This is a genomic window from Priestia sp. 3CA3, assembly GCF_056836725.1.
This window is the reverse complement of record NZ_JBXENJ010000003.1, coordinates 162,355-177,722: the sequence shown is the minus strand read 5'-3', so window position 1 is coordinate 177,722 and position 15,368 is coordinate 162,355. Positions and strand designations below refer to the sequence as shown.

At 38.3% G+C, this 15,368-nt stretch carries 17 protein-coding genes; 16 read left to right on the top strand and 1 reads right to left on the bottom strand.

Annotated features, from left to right (window positions below):
* From AC1VNJ_RS10280 to AC1VNJ_RS10205, 16 genes are all read left to right on the top strand, one after another.
* Positions 1–531 (top strand): NAD(P)H-dependent oxidoreductase, encoded by a 531-nt coding sequence (locus tag AC1VNJ_RS10280; RefSeq protein WP_014461382.1) that lies wholly within the window; start codon positions 1–3, stop codon positions 529–531.
* A gap of 8 nt (positions 532–539) precedes the next feature.
* Complete coding sequence (locus tag AC1VNJ_RS10275; protein WP_482640767.1) at positions 540–962, top strand: hypothetical protein; 423 nt, start codon at positions 540–542, stop codon at positions 960–962.
* 162 nt (positions 963–1,124) lie between these two features.
* The gene (locus AC1VNJ_RS10270) at positions 1,125–1,550 is read left to right on the top strand and encodes a MarR family winged helix-turn-helix transcriptional regulator (protein ID WP_028412182.1); all 426 of its coding nucleotides are present in this window, start codon (positions 1,125–1,127) and stop codon (positions 1,548–1,550) included.
* Between the two features lie 117 nt (positions 1,551–1,667).
* Complete coding sequence (locus tag AC1VNJ_RS10265) at positions 1,668–2,657, top strand: LacI family DNA-binding transcriptional regulator (RefSeq protein WP_482640766.1); 990 nt, start codon at positions 1,668–1,670, stop codon at positions 2,655–2,657.
* Entirely contained in the window at positions 2,650–3,528 is an 879-nt protein-coding gene (gene rbsK / locus AC1VNJ_RS10260; protein ID WP_063248258.1) for a ribokinase, read from the top strand. The genes AC1VNJ_RS10265 and rbsK overlap by 8 nt, the downstream gene beginning before the upstream one ends.
* A complete protein-coding gene (gene rbsD / locus AC1VNJ_RS10255; RefSeq protein WP_108674409.1) occupies positions 3,529–3,918 on the top strand; it encodes a D-ribose pyranase in 390 nt (129 codons plus the stop codon). It begins immediately after the preceding gene.
* A 14-nt stretch (positions 3,919–3,932) separates the two neighbouring features.
* Positions 3,933–5,414, top strand: coding sequence for a sugar ABC transporter ATP-binding protein (locus AC1VNJ_RS10250; RefSeq protein WP_482640765.1), 1,482 nt, complete (start codon positions 3,933–3,935; stop codon positions 5,412–5,414).
* Between the two features lies 1 nt (position 5,415).
* Positions 5,416–6,375 carry a ribose ABC transporter permease RbsC gene (rbsC, locus tag AC1VNJ_RS10245; RefSeq protein WP_033578167.1) on the top strand — a complete coding sequence of 320 codons (960 nt, stop codon included), beginning with the start codon at positions 5,416–5,418 and terminating at the stop codon, positions 6,373–6,375.
* A gap of 11 nt (positions 6,376–6,386) precedes the next feature.
* The gene (gene rbsB / locus AC1VNJ_RS10240) at positions 6,387–7,307 is read left to right on the top strand and encodes a ribose ABC transporter substrate-binding protein RbsB (RefSeq protein ID WP_014461376.1); all 921 of its coding nucleotides are present in this window, start codon (positions 6,387–6,389) and stop codon (positions 7,305–7,307) included.
* A gap of 439 nt (positions 7,308–7,746) precedes the next feature.
* On the top strand, positions 7,747–9,015 hold the full coding sequence (locus AC1VNJ_RS10235) for a 3D domain-containing protein (RefSeq protein ID WP_033578168.1): 1,269 nt from the start codon (positions 7,747–7,749) through the stop codon (positions 9,013–9,015).
* A gap of 176 nt (positions 9,016–9,191) precedes the next feature.
* The gene (locus AC1VNJ_RS10230) at positions 9,192–9,803 is read left to right on the top strand and encodes a flavin reductase family protein (protein ID WP_016763208.1); all 612 of its coding nucleotides are present in this window, start codon (positions 9,192–9,194) and stop codon (positions 9,801–9,803) included.
* Positions 9,804–10,154: 351 nt separating this feature from the next.
* Entirely contained in the window at positions 10,155–11,432 is a 1,278-nt protein-coding gene (locus AC1VNJ_RS10225) for an ABC transporter substrate-binding protein (RefSeq protein ID WP_340843056.1), read from the top strand.
* Between the two features lie 72 nt (positions 11,433–11,504).
* Positions 11,505–12,359 carry a carbohydrate ABC transporter permease gene (locus AC1VNJ_RS10220; RefSeq protein ID WP_014461372.1) on the top strand — a complete coding sequence of 285 codons (855 nt, stop codon included), beginning with the start codon at positions 11,505–11,507 and terminating at the stop codon, positions 12,357–12,359.
* 68 nt (positions 12,360–12,427) lie between these two features.
* Positions 12,428–13,234, top strand: a complete 807-nt coding sequence (locus AC1VNJ_RS10215) for a carbohydrate ABC transporter permease (protein WP_013055640.1) — start codon at positions 12,428–12,430, stop codon at positions 13,232–13,234.
* 143 nt (positions 13,235–13,377) lie between these two features.
* Positions 13,378–13,512 carry a hypothetical protein gene (locus tag AC1VNJ_RS10210; protein WP_255293447.1) on the top strand — a complete coding sequence of 45 codons (135 nt, stop codon included), beginning with the start codon at positions 13,378–13,380 and terminating at the stop codon, positions 13,510–13,512.
* A 93-nt stretch (positions 13,513–13,605) separates the two neighbouring features.
* Positions 13,606–14,340, top strand: a complete 735-nt coding sequence (locus tag AC1VNJ_RS10205) for a sugar phosphate isomerase/epimerase family protein (RefSeq protein ID WP_482640764.1) — start codon at positions 13,606–13,608, stop codon at positions 14,338–14,340.
* Between the two features lie 31 nt (positions 14,341–14,371).
* On the opposite strand, the gene AC1VNJ_RS10200 is transcribed toward AC1VNJ_RS10205, so the two are convergent.
* On the bottom strand, positions 14,372–14,887 hold the full coding sequence (locus AC1VNJ_RS10200) for a GNAT family N-acetyltransferase (protein ID WP_165635519.1): 516 nt from the start codon (positions 14,885–14,887) through the stop codon (positions 14,372–14,374).
* Positions 14,888–15,368: the final 481 nt, after the last annotated feature.

Sequence of the window (15,368 nt, the reverse complement as noted above, 5' to 3'; positions counted from 1 at the left end):
ATGAAAATTTGTATCGTATATGATAGTGAAGGCGGACATACAGAGGCATTAGCCAAAGCGATTGCTTCTGGCGCTGAGCTGTCTGGAGAAGCAACTGTATATGTAAAGCATGTAGAAGAAGCAGATGTACGTGAACTGCCTGAAATGGATGCTATTATTTGGGGCTGTCCAGGGCATTTTGGAACAATCAGTTCAGGGTTAAAAACGTGGATTGATAAATTAGGTTATTTATGGGCAGAAGGTAAATTAATTGATAAAGTAGGTGCGGTGTTCTGTACAACAGCTACAACGCACGGTGGCTTAGAAGCAACGCTTTTAAATTTAATTACACCAATGCTTCACCAAGGAATGGTTATCGCTGGCTTACCAGGTAACATTCCAGAAAATGCGCTGTACGGTACTTATTACGGTGTGGGAATTACTTGTCCAATCGAAGGTGACGAATTATTAACAGAGAACGACCAAGCGCTAGGTAAAGCGTTAGGAGAACGTGTTGTTCAAGTGACTAAACGAATGACACAAGGACAGTAGGTGACGGTATGCTAGGTATTTTACTGATCGTTGTAGCTGTGATTCTGGTTGTCCTAATTATTACAATGAATGCTAAAGCATCATCTTCTAAGCGCCAGCGTACAGTTCCACCTAAAAAAGAAGCGGCTGCTTCAAATGCTCCTAAAGAGCCAAAAGTAGCAGAGAAAAAAGTAGCAGAAGAAAAACCTGCAGCACCAAAAGAAACACCAAAAGAAGAGCCAAAAGAGCCGCAGGCGAAGACGGAAACAAGAACATCTAGACATAAGAAAGAAAAAGATGTCATGAACGATGATATGTATCGTCAAGTGCTGCAAAAGTTTAGAGAAGGCGAAAAAGACGACACGGTTTTTACAAAAGAAGAACGTGACGTTATGAATGATGACGCTTTTCGTAAAGCTTTAAGATCGTTTAAGAAAAACGATGATGAATGAGTTTCTTCTATTATAATAGTACGGAATAAAACAGATAGAAAATAGGTTATAAGCATTCCGCGAAACCAGCCGCTCTCCCCAGGTTAGGTTTCGCTTGGGGTGCAGCAGGGGGCTGACATGTTAGAATCGACTCCCTGATTATAAGAAAGGGGACGTCAAAACATGGAACAGCTCACATTTATTGAAGAGGTCCAGAGAATTTCGATATCCCTTAACAAAAAGGTAATGACAGAGATAAAAGAAAGGTTACTTTCACAAGGGATTACGCCTTTTCAATATCATATCTTATTAATTATCGGTAAATGCAGTCACATTGGAGTAACCAAGCTGGCAGAGGAGATGCGCGTAAAGCCTAGTGCGATTACTCCTGTTATTACTCGTTTAATAGATTTAGAGTTAGTTTCACGCTATCACTCTAAAGAGGATCGCCGTAAGGTAAACATTGAGTTAACTGCTAAAGGTGAACAAGTGATTGAAGAAGCAAATGAAATTGTGCAAAAGATGATTGCTCATTTCTTTTCTTGCTATGAGCCGAAAGATCAAGAGCAATTTTTGAAATTATTTAAGAAACTAGACGCTAATATCTAATGAAAGAAACATCACTTCTTAATGGAGTGATTTTTTTTTGATAAAAAGATTGTCAACTTCACTTTTCCATGATATCATTTGTGTAAACGGTTACATATATGGAGGGAGGGAAATAAAGTGGTAACAATTCGTGATGTAGCAAAAGAAGCAGGCGTGTCCGTTGCGACCGTTTCGCGTGTTTTAAACAGTACAGGGTATGTAAAAGAAGACACGCGTGTGCGAGTAATGAATACAATTCAAAGATTAAACTACAGCCCTAACGAAGTAGCCCGTTCGCTTTATACACGTGAATCACGTTTGATTGGTCTATTGCTTCCAGACATCACAAACCCTTTTTTCCCTCAGCTCGCACGAGGAATAGAAGATGAAGTACATAGCCATGGATTTCGTTTAATTCTTGGCAATAGTGATGAGCAGTTAGAGAAAGAATTAACATATCTCCAAACGTTTACGCAAAATCATGTAGTAGGAATGATTACGGCAACAACAAGTTTAGCTCAGAAACTATATGAAGGTCTTACATTTCCCGTCGTGTTTTTAGATAAAAGTTCTGATCAGTATCCATCCGTTTATGCTGATGGTTTTGAAGGCGGGAAAATTGCTGCAGAAGAAATAATCAAAAGAGGAAGTAAAAGAATTACTCTTATCAAAGGTCCAGTAAATGTAAAGCCTGCTCAGGAACGTTTTCAAGGCTCTCTTTCTGTCTTGAGTCAGTCTGATGCAGACTTTTACGTATTAAATACAAATTCTCTAGCATTTGACGATGCGCAGAAATGGGCAAAGGAAATCTTTCAAAAGTACCCTGAAACAGACGGGATTATCGCAAGTAATGACATTGTAGCCACAGCTGTTTTACATGAGGCGTTTCGATTAGAGAAAAGCGTGCCTGATGATCTTCAAGTGATTGGTTTTGATGATATTCCGCAAAGCCGCTTTTCGTTTCCAGCCCTGTCTACAATTCGTCAGCCTGCTTATGAAATGGGCAAGCAAGCAGCAGGTCTGTTAATGAAATGCATTAAGAAAGAACCTTTAATTCAAAAGCAAGTACAACTACCCGTTACGTTTATTGAACGAAATACGACACGAAAGGTTGAGGAACATGGCTAAAGTAACTGTGATTGGAAGTTCATCAATGGATTTAGTAGTAACATCAAATATTCGTCCTGGAGCTGGAGAAACAGTGTTAGGAGAATCATTTAAAACCGTTCCGGGAGGAAAAGGAGCGAACCAAGCTGTTGCAGCAGCCCGGCTTGGAGCGGATGTGAGTATGATTGGATGTGTGGGCGAAGATCATTACGGAAAAGCAATCCTGGAGAATTTCAAATCAAACGGTGTATCTGTGGAAAATGTGAAACCGGTTACAGATTCAGATAGCGGAACAGCTCACATTATACTCGCTGAAGGAGACAACAGCATTGTAGTTGTTAAAGGAGCAAACGACCATATTACGCCCGACTACGTAGAAAAAGCAAAAGAAAAAATTAAAGAAGCGGATATCGTACTTATTCAGCAAGAAATTCCAGAAGAAACGGTTGAATATGTTGCTCAGCTTTGTCAGGAACTTAAAGTACCGCTTTTATTAAATCCAGCGCCTGCAAGACCATTAAAAGCAGAAGTGATTGAACAAGTTTCTTACATCACTCCAAATGAACATGAAGCAGCGCTTTTATTTGAAGGAAAAGAAAAAGAAGAAGTATTAAAACAGTATCCAAATAAATTGTTTATTACAGAAGGAAAACAAGGTGTACGCTATTTTAACGGCGAGAAAGAAGTATTGGTTCCTTCTTATCAAGTAGAAACGATTGATACAACAGGAGCAGGAGATACGTTTAACGCAGCGCTTGCTGTGGCACTTGCCGAAGGAATGGGTTTTGAAAAAGGAATTCAGTTTGCTAATCGCGCAGCTTCGCTATCCGTCACTAAATTTGGTGCGCAAGGCGGCATGCCGACTCGAAAAGAAGTGGAGGAGAGTCTGTAAATGAAACGTCACGGAATGATTAACAGTCATATTACGAAAATACTAACAGATCTAGGTCATACAGACACTATTGTCATTGCAGATGCAGGGTTACCTGTTCCGAGTGACGTGCCTAAAATTGATTTATCTTTAAAGCTAGGAGTGCCTAGCTTTGAAGATGTAGTAGTAGCTGTGTTAGAAGATATGGCTACAGAAAAAATAGTGATTGCTTCTGAAATGAAAGAAAGAAATCAAAAGGCTTACGAGTTGATAGAAAAGCAAAACATCTTAGTAGAAGAAGTATCGCATGAACAATTGAAAATGTTGACAAGCAAAGCGAAAGTTGTGATTCGTACAGGAGAAGCAACTCCTTATGCAAACTGTATTTTACAAGCGGGAGTTATTTTTTAAAAGAGGTGAACAGCATGCATATTGCAATGAGAGGGATTCATAAAGCCTTTGGAGCAAACCGTGTACTAAGAGGCGTGGATTTTGAATTACATGAAGGTGAAGTTCACGCACTAATGGGGGAAAACGGAGCAGGGAAATCTACGCTGATGAATATTTTAACCGGCCTTCATAAAAAAGATGAAGGACAGATTCTGATTGATGGCAAAGAGACATATTTTCAAAACCCAAAAGAAGCAGAACAAAACGGAATTACCTTTATTCATCAAGAGCTGAACGTTTGGCCTGAAATGACGGTGCTTGAAAACTTATTTATCGGCAAAGAATTAAAAACACCTTTAGGTTTTTTAAAAACAAAAGAAATGAAAGCGTTAGCAAAGAAGCAGTTTGAAAAATTAGCTGTCACCATTCCTCTCGATCAAGAAGCAGGACTTTGTTCTGTCGGACAGCAGCAAATGATTGAGATAGCCAAAGCGCTGATGACGAATGCAAAAGTGATTATCATGGATGAGCCGACCGCAGCGCTTACTGAAAGAGAAATTCAAAAGTTATTTGACGTAATTAATGCGCTGCGAAAACAAGGTGTATCGATTGTCTATATTTCACATCGTATGGAAGAGATTTTCGCTATTTGTGATTCCATTACGGTCATGCGTGACGGACAGACGGTAGACAAAAAGCCGATTCCAGAAACCAGCTTCGATGATGTTGTTCGCAAAATGGTAGGAAGAGAGCTAACGGATCGATTTCCTGCTAGGACATCTCCTAAGGGAGACGTTGTTTTTGAAGCAAAAGGCTTGGAGAGAAAAGGTATGTTTCAAGACGTTCATTTTTCAGTGCGATCAGGAGAAATTGTCGGCGTTGCGGGGCTAATGGGAGCTGGAAGAACCGAGATTATGCGCGCTATCTTCGGGCTTGATCCGTTAGAAAAAGGCGAAATTATCTTAAATGGCAAACGGGTCAGTATCACAAAGCCAGACCAAGCCATTAAATTAGGTCTCGGGTTCATTACAGAAGATCGTAAAACAGAAGGGCTCGTTCTGGATTTTTCTATTCGAGAAAATATTGCACTTCCAAGTCTATTCAGCTTTTCGCCAAAAGGCTTTATTGAACAAAAAAGCGAGCAGCAATTTGTAGATTTGCTTATTAAACGTTTAACGATCAAAACCGAGTCGTCTGAGACGAGTGCGGCTAATTTATCGGGAGGAAATCAGCAAAAAGTAGTTATTGCCAAGTGGATTGGCATTGGACCAAAAGTGCTAATTTTAGATGAACCAACTCGAGGAGTTGACGTCGGGGCGAAGCGTGAAATTTATCAGCTTATGAATGAACTGACAGACAGAGGCGTGGCTATTATCATGGTGTCTTCAGAGCTTCCGGAAGTACTCGGCATGAGTGATCGCATTTTGGTTGTGCATGAAGGAAAGATAACAGGTGAACTGACAAGTGAAGAAGCAACTCAAGAAAAAATTATGACATTTGCAACAGGAGGTCAGTAAAATGAAAGCAAACACAGCGATAAAAGAAAATCGCGTTGATAACGTGATGCAAAAGCTAGGTCCGTTACTAGGTTTATTTATTCTTATTGTCATTGTATCGATTTTAAATCCAAGCTTTTTAGAACCTTTAAATATTTTAAACTTGCTGCGTCAAGTGGCTATTAATGCTTTAATTGCATTCGGTATGACATTTGTTATTTTAACAGGGGGAATTGATTTATCCGTGGGCTCTATACTTGCTCTATCAAGTGCGTTAATGGCAGGTATGATTGTGTCAGGTGTAGATCCTATTTTAGCTATTTTAATAGGATGTGTGTTAGGAGCTGTAATGGGTATGGTTAACGGCTTACTTATTACAAAAGGAAAAATGGCGCCGTTTATTGCGACGCTAGCGACGATGACAATTTTTAGAGGGTTAACGCTTGTTTATACAGATGGAAATCCGATTACGGGCTTAGGTGAAAACTATTACTTCCAGTTATTTGGCCGAGGCTATTTCCTAGGTATTCCTGTTCCAGCAATTACGATGGTACTAGCGTTTGCTGTCCTATGGGTGATTTTGCATAAAACACCGTTTGGCCGTAGAACATATGCAATCGGTGGAAATGAAAAAGCAGCATTTATTTCAGGAATCAAAGTTCCGAAAGTTAAGGTTATGATTTACTCACTAGCAGGATTATTGGCAGCGCTATCAGGAGCGATTTTGACTTCTCGCTTGAATTCTGCTCAGCCAACGGCAGGTACGTCTTACGAGTTAGATGCTATCGCCGCAGTAGTACTGGGTGGCACAAGCCTTTCCGGAGGACGTGGACGCATTGTTGGAACGTTAATTGGTGCGCTGATTATCGGAACATTAAACAACGGTTTGAACTTACTCGGCGTTTCGTCGTTTTACCAAATGGTCGTAAAAGGAATTGTTATTTTAATTGCGGTATTAATTGATCGCAAAAAGTCAGCTTAGGAGGGAAAAACATGAAGAAAATTTGGCTCGTGCTATTATCATTTTCATTATTACTGTTAGGGGCTTGTTCACTTCAGCCTCCTGAGTGGGCGAAACCATCTGAAAGTAAGAATTTAAAAGATATTAAAATTGGTTTATCCGTGTCTACATTAAACAATCCGTTCTTTGTTTCCCTAAAAGAAGGAGTACAAAAAGAAGCAAAAAAACTGGGCATGGAAGTAGTTGTAGTAGATGCTCAAAATGATTCAGCAAAACAAATTAACGATGTAGAAGATTTAATGCAGCAAGGTGTTAACATTCTGCTTATTAACCCAACGGATTCAGCCGCTATTTCAACAGCTGTACAATCGGCTAATAATGTAGGGATTCCAGTTATTACGCTAGATCGTTCAGCAGAAAAAGGAAAAGTGGAAACACTGGTAGCTTCAGATAATGTAAAAGGTGGTCAAATGGCTGCTGATTACATTGTAAAAAAAGTAGGTGAAAAAGCTCAGGTAGCAGAACTTGAAGGCGTGCCCGGAGCTTCAGCAACTCGTGAACGAGGAAAAGGGTTCCACAACGTTGCAGATCAAAAGCTAGATATTACGGCTAAACAGTCAGCTGATTTTGACCGTACAAAAGGCTTAAACGTTATGGAGAACGTTCTTCAAGGAAACCCTGGTATCAAAGCCGTATTTGCTCACAATGATGAAATGGCATTAGGAGCTATTCAAGCGATTAACAGCTCAGGAAAAGATGTATTAGTAGTAGGGTTTGATGGAAACGACGATGCAATTAAAGCAGTAAAAGAAGGAAAACTAGGAGCAACTGTAGCCCAGCAGCCTGTTTTAATTGGTAAACTTGCCGTAAAGTCTGCTAAAAATGTTCTTCAAGGCAAAAAAGTAGATAAGCAAATTCCAGTGCCTTTAAAACTAGTAACCTCTGAAAAATAATGGCTTTATACGTGTGAAGAAAAAAGACGCTCATTTGATTTATGGGCGTCTTTTTATATATATAAAGTGTAAAAAAGAAGTGAAAAAGTCACAACCTTATAAATAGTGTAGGAATTATGTAGGTGGAATTTATGTAATAAAAAGTAAAAAACACAGAAAAAAGGCGGTAAAACACATAATTTTCTGTGAAAAATTTGTAATATAGCTGTAATAATAAGCGTTTATTTTGATTTTTAAAGAGTAATTTTGCCCCCTTTGTGACAAAAATATATCTTTTTTAATAAACAGTAAACCTCTCTATCAAGGGATTTTGGTGGTGAATTCCCAGAAAGAGATTCTTGGTTATACAGATTATGGGAAACTTTTAACTGTATTGTAACATAAACAGCTAGTTTTTTATGGTATAACTATGTCTATGAGGAAAGGGGACTATTACTTTATGAAAATTTTTAAGCGTATGACTCTTGCAGCAGTCACAGGAATTTTCTTCATGACCGGCATTACAGAGACTCACGCCCAATCGAATGAAGAAGCGCTCCAGACTACTGAAAATAAAATTAAAGAAACAGAAAAGGCTGTTCAACAAAAAGAGAAAGAGAAACAGTCTATCAATTCAGATGTTCAAAACATACAGTCACAATTAAATTCATTACATACAGTAATCTCTAGCAATAAAAAAGAGTTAGCATCGACTGAAAAGCAGATTTCAGAAGCGAACAAAATGATTGAGAAAAAGAAAAAAGAGATCGTTTTGCTTCAGGAAAAAGTGTTAAGTCGTAAAGATATTATTGAAAATCGATTAGTTGCTTTACAGCAGGACGATAAAACAAGCGTTGTTATTGATACATTAATGAATGCTGATAACTTTGGAGATTTTGTTGCACGTATGGGTGCGGTCACAACTTTATTGTCAGCAGATAATGATATTTTAAAGCAGCATCAAAATGACTTAGATCAAATTGAAAAAGATAAAAAAGAAATTGATAAGCAAGAAAAAGTATTAGAAGCAGCAAAAAGTAGCCTAGCGGCTAAACAAGCTGAATTAGATAAAAACGTTGCGAAACAAACAGCAACGTTAACAACTATGCAAGAAAAATACAGTACGGTCGTAAATGAAATTGATGCAGCTTCTTCAGAAAAAGCAAATCTTCAGTCTGAACTAACAGGCATTCAAGATAAGATTGCAAAAGAAAAAGAAGCAGCTCAAAAGCAAGCTGAGCAAGTGGCAAAACAGCAGGCGGCTGAAAAGGCTGAGGCTGATGCAGAAGCAAAGCGTCAAGCTGAATTAGCAACAGCTAAAAAAGAAGTAAAAACAGAGCCGAAACAAGAAGTAAAAACAGCTGCGGCTACAGAGAAGAAAGCAGCCGTTTCTTCAGAAGAAAAAGAAACGAAAAAAGAAGAAAGCACACAAAAGCATTCTGGAAAAGAAATGTATGTAGAAGCAACAGCTTATACAGCTAATTGTGCAGGCTGCAGCGGCGTAACAGCCACTGGACAAAATGTAAGTTCAGGCACTCATAAAATTATTGCGGTAGATCCATCCGTTATTCCATTAGGTTCAAAAGTATATGTAGAAGGATACGGAGTGGCAACAGCAGGTGATACGGGCGGTGCGATTAAAGGATATCGAATTGACGTATTAGTACCTTCTGAGTCAGCTGCAAAAGCATTTGGACGTCGTACAGTGAAAGTAACGGTGCTAAACTAAAGAGAAGATCCGAACGATTTATCGTTCGGATTTTTTCATTTTGTTGGTTTTCAGATGAGATGGATGCAGCTATGTCTCACCCTCTTCTTTGCATGTTTGGTGAGCAAGTTGCTAGCTAATCTATGCTCTTTTCGTTACCATACAATAAAGTAAATGGAAGAAAAGGAGTGGGTAAAATGAAGGTAGTTGATCCAGCGGTACAAAGTGCAAAAGATAATTATCATTTGCTAACAGGTGTCGTCATTCCCCGGCCAATTGCGTTTATTACAAGTCAAAATGATGACGGTGTAGTAAATGCCGCGCCGTTTAGTTTTTTTAATGTAGTTGCGGCAGAGCCTCCGCTGATTGCCGTTTCGGTTTCGAGAAGTGAAGGTCAAATGACGAAAGATACGGCCAAAAATATTAGTGCATCTAAAGAATTTGTAGTTCATCTTGTAGACGAAAACTTAGTGGAACAGGTGAATCAAGCGGCATCTTCTTACCCTTCTTCCGTGAGTGAAGTCGAGGAAACAGGGTTAACACTAGCACCGAGCAAAAAAGTGCAGGTTCCCGGAATTCAAGAAGCCAGCATTCGAATGGAATGTAAGCTTCACCAAATTGTTCCATTAGGAACGGATGAGGCATACAGCTCAGATTTGTTTATCGGTGAAGTTGTGATGTTTCATATTAGTGAAAAAGTGATAGAAAACGATCGCGTTTCTGCAGAACGTGTGAAGCCAGTCAGCCGGCTTGCGGGTTCTAACTATAGTAAATTGGGGCAATTATTTTCCTTAGAACGTCCCAAATAAGCAAGAAAGTGTTGCTTATGTAGCAAAAAAATAGTATACATTGGATTTTTTTAAATAAGCGATTGTGTTCTGTTTCAACAATAACAGTACATTCGCTTTTTTTTATGAACGAAAAAGTTAATAGAAACCATAATAACAAAATCAATTTACAAAAAGGCAAAAATGTAAGGTTTTTGCCTTTTATATTTACCATTGAGGAAAAGGGTATTCATTCATATAATTTAGATTAAGTAAATTGTATACGCTTTCAATATACAGAATTATTTTTCAATAATTCTATCTAGAAAGAGACGTGAGCGTTTACAAAAAAACTTGCCACACTAGGAGACGAGATCATAGGAGGGGTATTCATTGAAACGTTGGTTTAGTTTAATCAGTTTTGCACTCATTTTAACCCTAGTACTTGCAGGATGCGGAGGAAAGTCCGCTAATGAAACAAGTGGTAGCGGTGGAAAAGAAGTTGTTGCATGGGCTTGGAATATTAACGTACCGGTATTAAAGAAAGCAGCAGCAGAATATCAAAAAGAGAATCCAGGATTTAAATTAAAAGTAGTGGATATGGGACGTGAAGACGTTTATTCAAAACTAACAACAGGATTGCAAGCTGGCGGAAAAGGTCTTCCTGATATTGTATTAGTAGAAGACGATCGTTTCCAAGGATATTTGGATGCATTTCCAAAAGCATTTTTAAACCTATCTAAAAAAGGATTTGATAAGCAAGAAGATAAATTTCCAGAGTTTAAGAGAGCTCTTTTATCAAAGGATGGAGACATGTACGGCTTCCCGTTTGATGCAGGTCCGACAGGCGTTTTCTACCGCACAGATTACTTTGAAAAAGCAGGTGTAGATCCAAACAGCATCAAAACATGGGATGATTACATTGCGGCTGGTAAGAAAATTAAAGAAAAAGTTGGCGTTGATTTACTAGGTTTAGATTTTAATAATGACGATGGCTTATTCCGAATGGCACTAACGCAGCAAGGTACGTTCTATTTTAATAACAAAGGTAAGCTCAATTTAACTTCTAAAGAAGCGAAAAAAGCGATGGAGTTAAATAAGAAGTTAAAAGAAGCAGGCATTGTTAAAAATACAGTGGGCTGGGATGCTTCAATCAGTGCTTTAGCAGAAGGTAAAGTAGCAAGTTCACCATCGGGTGCTTGGCTATCTGGTTCTATTACGCAACAGGCTCCAGATTTAAAAGGAAAATGGGGAGTGTTTTTATTACCTTCGTTTGAAGAAGGAGGCAACCGTGCTTCTAACTTAGGCGGAAGCAACTATGTGATTTCAGCAAATAGCCAAAAAGCAGATGAAGCGTACAAATTTATGGAATATTTCTCAACAACAGATAAAGTTCAAGAAGAAGCGATGAAGGGCGGATTATTCCCATCATTAAATACCGTATATTCTTCAAAATTATTCACTGCACAAGATGAGTACTTTAACAATCAGACGATTTGGAAAACATTCGCAGATGAAATGAAAGATATTAAGCCGGTTAATTTTACAGGCAATTACTCAGTTGCAAACAGTGAAGCAGTCAAAGCTGTGTCAGAGGTAACAAATGGTAAGGGCGTTACAGACTCGCTTGAAGCAGCTCAAAAACGCTTAGAAAACCGAATTCAAAAATAATCAAGAAGCATAGAAGGTGATTTCTAGAAAATTGCCTTCTATCTCTTCTTCTTGCGGTACTAGGAGGTCATCATGAAGACAAATAAATCATTGCCTTACTTATTTATTGCTCCAGCACTTTTGCTGTTCGCGCTGTTTACCATCTATCCTATTTTTTCATCGTTTATTCTAAGCTTTCAGAGTATGGAAGGCGGAAAGTATGTATTTACCGGTTTATCAAACTATACACGTTTGCTCGGAGATGATATTTTCTGGAAAGCGCTTGGAAATACGGGGATTATTTTAATCGTTCAAGTACCCGTCATGATTTTATTAGCGCTTGTACTAGCTAACGCGTTAAACAGTCAGCTTTTAAGACTAAAAGGTTTTTTCCGAGTTTCATTTTTCTTGCCCGCAGTAACGTCGCTAGTTGCCTATTCTATTTTGTTTTCAATCATTCTTCAAGATGAAGGAATTATGAATACTATTTTAGGGTTTTTCGGTATCGATGCCATTCAGTGGCTGGGAGATCCTTTCTGGGCTAAAGTCTCAATCATCGTGGCGATGACTTGGAGATGGACAGGTTATAATATGGTTATTTTTCTAGCAGCTCTTCAAAGTTTATCTCATGAAGTTTACGAAGCAGCTGATTTAGACGGGGCAAATCGTATTCAAAAGTTTTTCCACGTAACGGTTCCACAATTAAAACCCGTTATCTTGTTTGCTACTATTTTATCAACAATTGGCACGCTTCAATTGTTTGACGAACCTTTTAACTTAACAAAAGGCGGCCCTGCTGATTCCACGATGACGCTAGGCTTATATATTTATCAAAATGGCTTTAAATATTTTGATTTTGGATATGCTTCAGCCATTGCGTACGTTGTTGTATTATTAGTCGGTATTTTAACGTTCTTCCAATTTAAATTTACGGGTGATAAATCATGAGTGTATTAGAGAGAGTAGAAGCAACCGCAGTAGCTACCGTGCCTAAGGTTAAAAAGAAAAGCAACATCATGCGTAAAATAGGATTATACAGCATGCTTGGGCTGTTCACGATTATCTCTATTTTTCCGTTTTACTGGATGATTATCGGCGCTACGAATGAATCGGGAAAAATGTTTACAAACCCTCCAACGCTGAAGCCTGGCGATCAATTTATGACAAATCTACAAAATTTAAATGCTTCAATTGATTTAGGGCGGGTCTTTTTTAACTCAGTATTTGTTTCAGTCGTGTATGTGATTGTAGCTTTAATGGTTTGTTCTACAGCTGCATATGCGCTATCTAAATTTGAATTTAAAGGCCGAAACGCAATTTTTACGACGCTTTTATTGTCCATGATGATTCCATATCAAGCAACGCTCATTCCGCTTTTTCAGCTGATGTCGAATTTTAATTTGCTTGATACGTATTTTGCTCTTATTGTTCCGCAGCTGTGCTTTCCGTTCGCTATCTTTTTATTACGTCAAAACTTTTTAGCTTTTCCAACGGAACTGATTGAAGCAGCACGTTTGGACGGTGCTGGAGAGATGAGAATCTTTTTAACCATTGTGCTTCCTTCTATGAAGCCTGCGATGGCTGCAGCAGCTATTTTCTTATTTATGACACAGTGGAATAACTTTATGTGGCCTTTAGTTGCGACTACATCAAACGAAATGGCTACATTGCCAGTTGCTCTTTCAAGCTTAATTGGGTTATCGATTATTGATTACGGTCAAGTAATGATGGGGGTAACGATTGCAACCATTCCAATCATTGTCTTCTTCCTAGCACTTCAGCGTCATTTTATTTCAGGAATGCTTGGAAGTGCAGTAAAATAAAAAGCAGCAGATGTTGAGAAAAAAGTATGTTAGTTAAAGGAGGATCCGAAAGAATCTGATTGTTGATCGAGAATCAAATTCGTTCGGATTTTTCCCTTTCTAGGATGAACGTAGATTTAATTGTAGTTAATTGCTTCTAGGTGTTGATTGGAGGGCAAGACGAAGACTCCTGCGGGAAAAGCGGAACAGGTGAGACCCCGCAGGAGCGTAAGCGACGAGGAGGCTCACCGGCCGCCCGCGGAAAGCGAAGTCTTGCACGGAAATCAACAGCTGTGTAACAAGTAATTCATACTAGTTCAATTTGTTCGTCTTTAGATTGGGTTGATTTAGCCATAGTTCAATCACTTTCTTAATGAACAGGGGGAGAGAAGATGGGAGAAATACCTGTAGGAGTACAGCTTTATACGCTGCGTGAAGAAACGAAAAAAGACTTTAAAGGAACTCTTCAAAAAGTAGCTGCTTTAGGATACCAAGGGGTAGAATTTGCAGGGTACGAAGGATATACAGCGCAAGAAGTAAGAGCGTGGTTAATGGATTTGCAGCTGAAGCCAGCTTCTAGTCACGTGCCGCTTGAACAATTAGAAGCAAATTTAGAGCAAGTGATTCACTTTGAGCAGCAAGTTGGAAATTCACATATTGTTTGTCCTTATTTAATGCCTGAACGACAAACTGAAAAAGGATATTTCGAACTTATTGATTCTTTAAATTACATTGATGCTTATTGTAAAAAAGAAGGCATGTCGTTTAGCTATCACCATCATGATTTTGAGCTAAAAAAATTGTCAACTGGAAAGTCAGCTCTCCAAACGATTCTAGAAGAAACTGGGGTAAATGTAGAGCTGGACATTTATTGGCTCACTAAAGCAGGCGAAGATCCAGTTGAGTGGATGAAGCACTATCGAAATCGTACGCCTTTTATCCATTTAAAAGATATGACAACAGACGGCGAGCAATTCTTTGCTCCTCTTGGTACCGGAGGGGTAAATGTAAAGGCTGTCATGAAAGAAGGCAATAAAGCAGGCGTAAAATGGTGGATCATTGAACAAGATCAGTGCATAGAAAATCCTCTTAGCAGTATTAAAAAAAGCTTAGCATATATCAAATAAAAAAAACGAACAGACGCTGTCTGTTCGTTTTTTATTGATAAGCTGGAGTCCATTCAATTTCTCCGCACTTATTCGTATAATCAATATTTACTTCAAAGTTATGTTTTTCATAAAAATGAATTAATCTTTCGAGATGATCCCAGTCGCGCTCAGCGATATCTCCTTTAATGACATGAACATTTTGATCAACCGCTACTTCTTTTAAATAATTCATACATACAGAGCCATATCCCTTATTAGCGGGACCTTTAATATCACCAATAAAAATCGTGTGAGTATCTTCATATACGCCATCGATGGCAAAATCCCAAGCCCCTCTATAGGCTTTTGTGCATTCATTTAGCATAATTTTACATGCGTTTCCGTCATTTTGTGCCGATACAATAACTAACTGATTATCTTCAGGCTGATCGACACCGATAACTTCGTACTTTTTAGCAATTTCTTTTAAATTATCCTGCATGCGAAATAGCTGAAACTCTAAATCATCAAGTGTTTCTTTCAGTTCTTCTGCATTCTGGTTTTTTTCTGTAAGCTGAGTAAACATTTTATACTCCTTTCCGTCTGTTTTCGGTCTAAGTGCGCCTATGACAAAGAGGACACGGTGTATAAAGCGAAACTTTATTTAGCAAAGTATCTGCCTTAGTAAAAATATAAAAAGGAAAGAACCTGATTTGATTGATCGTTCATCAAAACGGCTGCTTTCCTTAACATTCACTTTTAAATTTTTTACAACGTGTATAAGGGTAACAAAGACTCATTAATTTTGTCAATAAGGTTTCAGGTCTATTTGTAAAGAAGATAACAGGACATTTTACTTATCTGGAAAGAAAAATAATGAGTGAAAAAAGAATCATTTTAAAGTAAAATCATTGGAGGAAAAGTATGGTTAAAAAGGAATTGCTTTTCATTTGGAAAAAACATACTTAAAATAAAATTAAGAAAATATTTCATTTACTTACAAAATATTATAGAAAAATGGATGGAGTAATATGGGGTAAGTGTTAACTATATCGAACAAAGGGTGT

Bases quoted from the DNA above. Each gene is read 5' to 3' on its own strand.
- AC1VNJ_RS10280 (WP_014461382.1), top strand. From the start codon at position 1: ATGAAAATTTGTATCGTATATGATAGTGAAGGCGGACATACAGAGGCA.
- AC1VNJ_RS10275 (WP_482640767.1), top strand. From the start codon at position 540: ATGCTAGGTATTTTACTGATCGTTGTAGCTGTGATTCTGGTTGTCCTA.
- AC1VNJ_RS10270 (WP_028412182.1), top strand. From the start codon at position 1,125: ATGGAACAGCTCACATTTATTGAAGAGGTCCAGAGAATTTCGATATCC.
- rbsK (WP_063248258.1), top strand. From the start codon at position 2,650: ATGGCTAAAGTAACTGTGATTGGAAGTTCATCAATGGATTTAGTAGTA.
- rbsD (WP_108674409.1), top strand. From the start codon at position 3,529: ATGAAACGTCACGGAATGATTAACAGTCATATTACGAAAATACTAACA.
- AC1VNJ_RS10250 (WP_482640765.1), top strand. From the start codon at position 3,933: ATGCATATTGCAATGAGAGGGATTCATAAAGCCTTTGGAGCAAACCGT.
- rbsC (WP_033578167.1), top strand. From the start codon at position 5,416: ATGAAAGCAAACACAGCGATAAAAGAAAATCGCGTTGATAACGTGATG.
- rbsB (WP_014461376.1), top strand. From the start codon at position 6,387: ATGAAGAAAATTTGGCTCGTGCTATTATCATTTTCATTATTACTGTTA.
- AC1VNJ_RS10235 (WP_033578168.1), top strand. From the start codon at position 7,747: ATGAAAATTTTTAAGCGTATGACTCTTGCAGCAGTCACAGGAATTTTC.
- AC1VNJ_RS10230 (WP_016763208.1), top strand. From the start codon at position 9,192: ATGAAGGTAGTTGATCCAGCGGTACAAAGTGCAAAAGATAATTATCAT.
- AC1VNJ_RS10220 (WP_014461372.1), top strand. From the start codon at position 11,505: ATGAAGACAAATAAATCATTGCCTTACTTATTTATTGCTCCAGCACTT.
- AC1VNJ_RS10215 (WP_013055640.1), top strand. From the start codon at position 12,428: ATGCGTAAAATAGGATTATACAGCATGCTTGGGCTGTTCACGATTATC.
- AC1VNJ_RS10205 (WP_482640764.1), top strand. From the start codon at position 13,606: ATGGGAGAAATACCTGTAGGAGTACAGCTTTATACGCTGCGTGAAGAA.
- AC1VNJ_RS10200 (WP_165635519.1), bottom strand. From the start codon at position 14,887: ATGTTTACTCAGCTTACAGAAAAAAACCAGAATGCAGAAGAACTGAAA.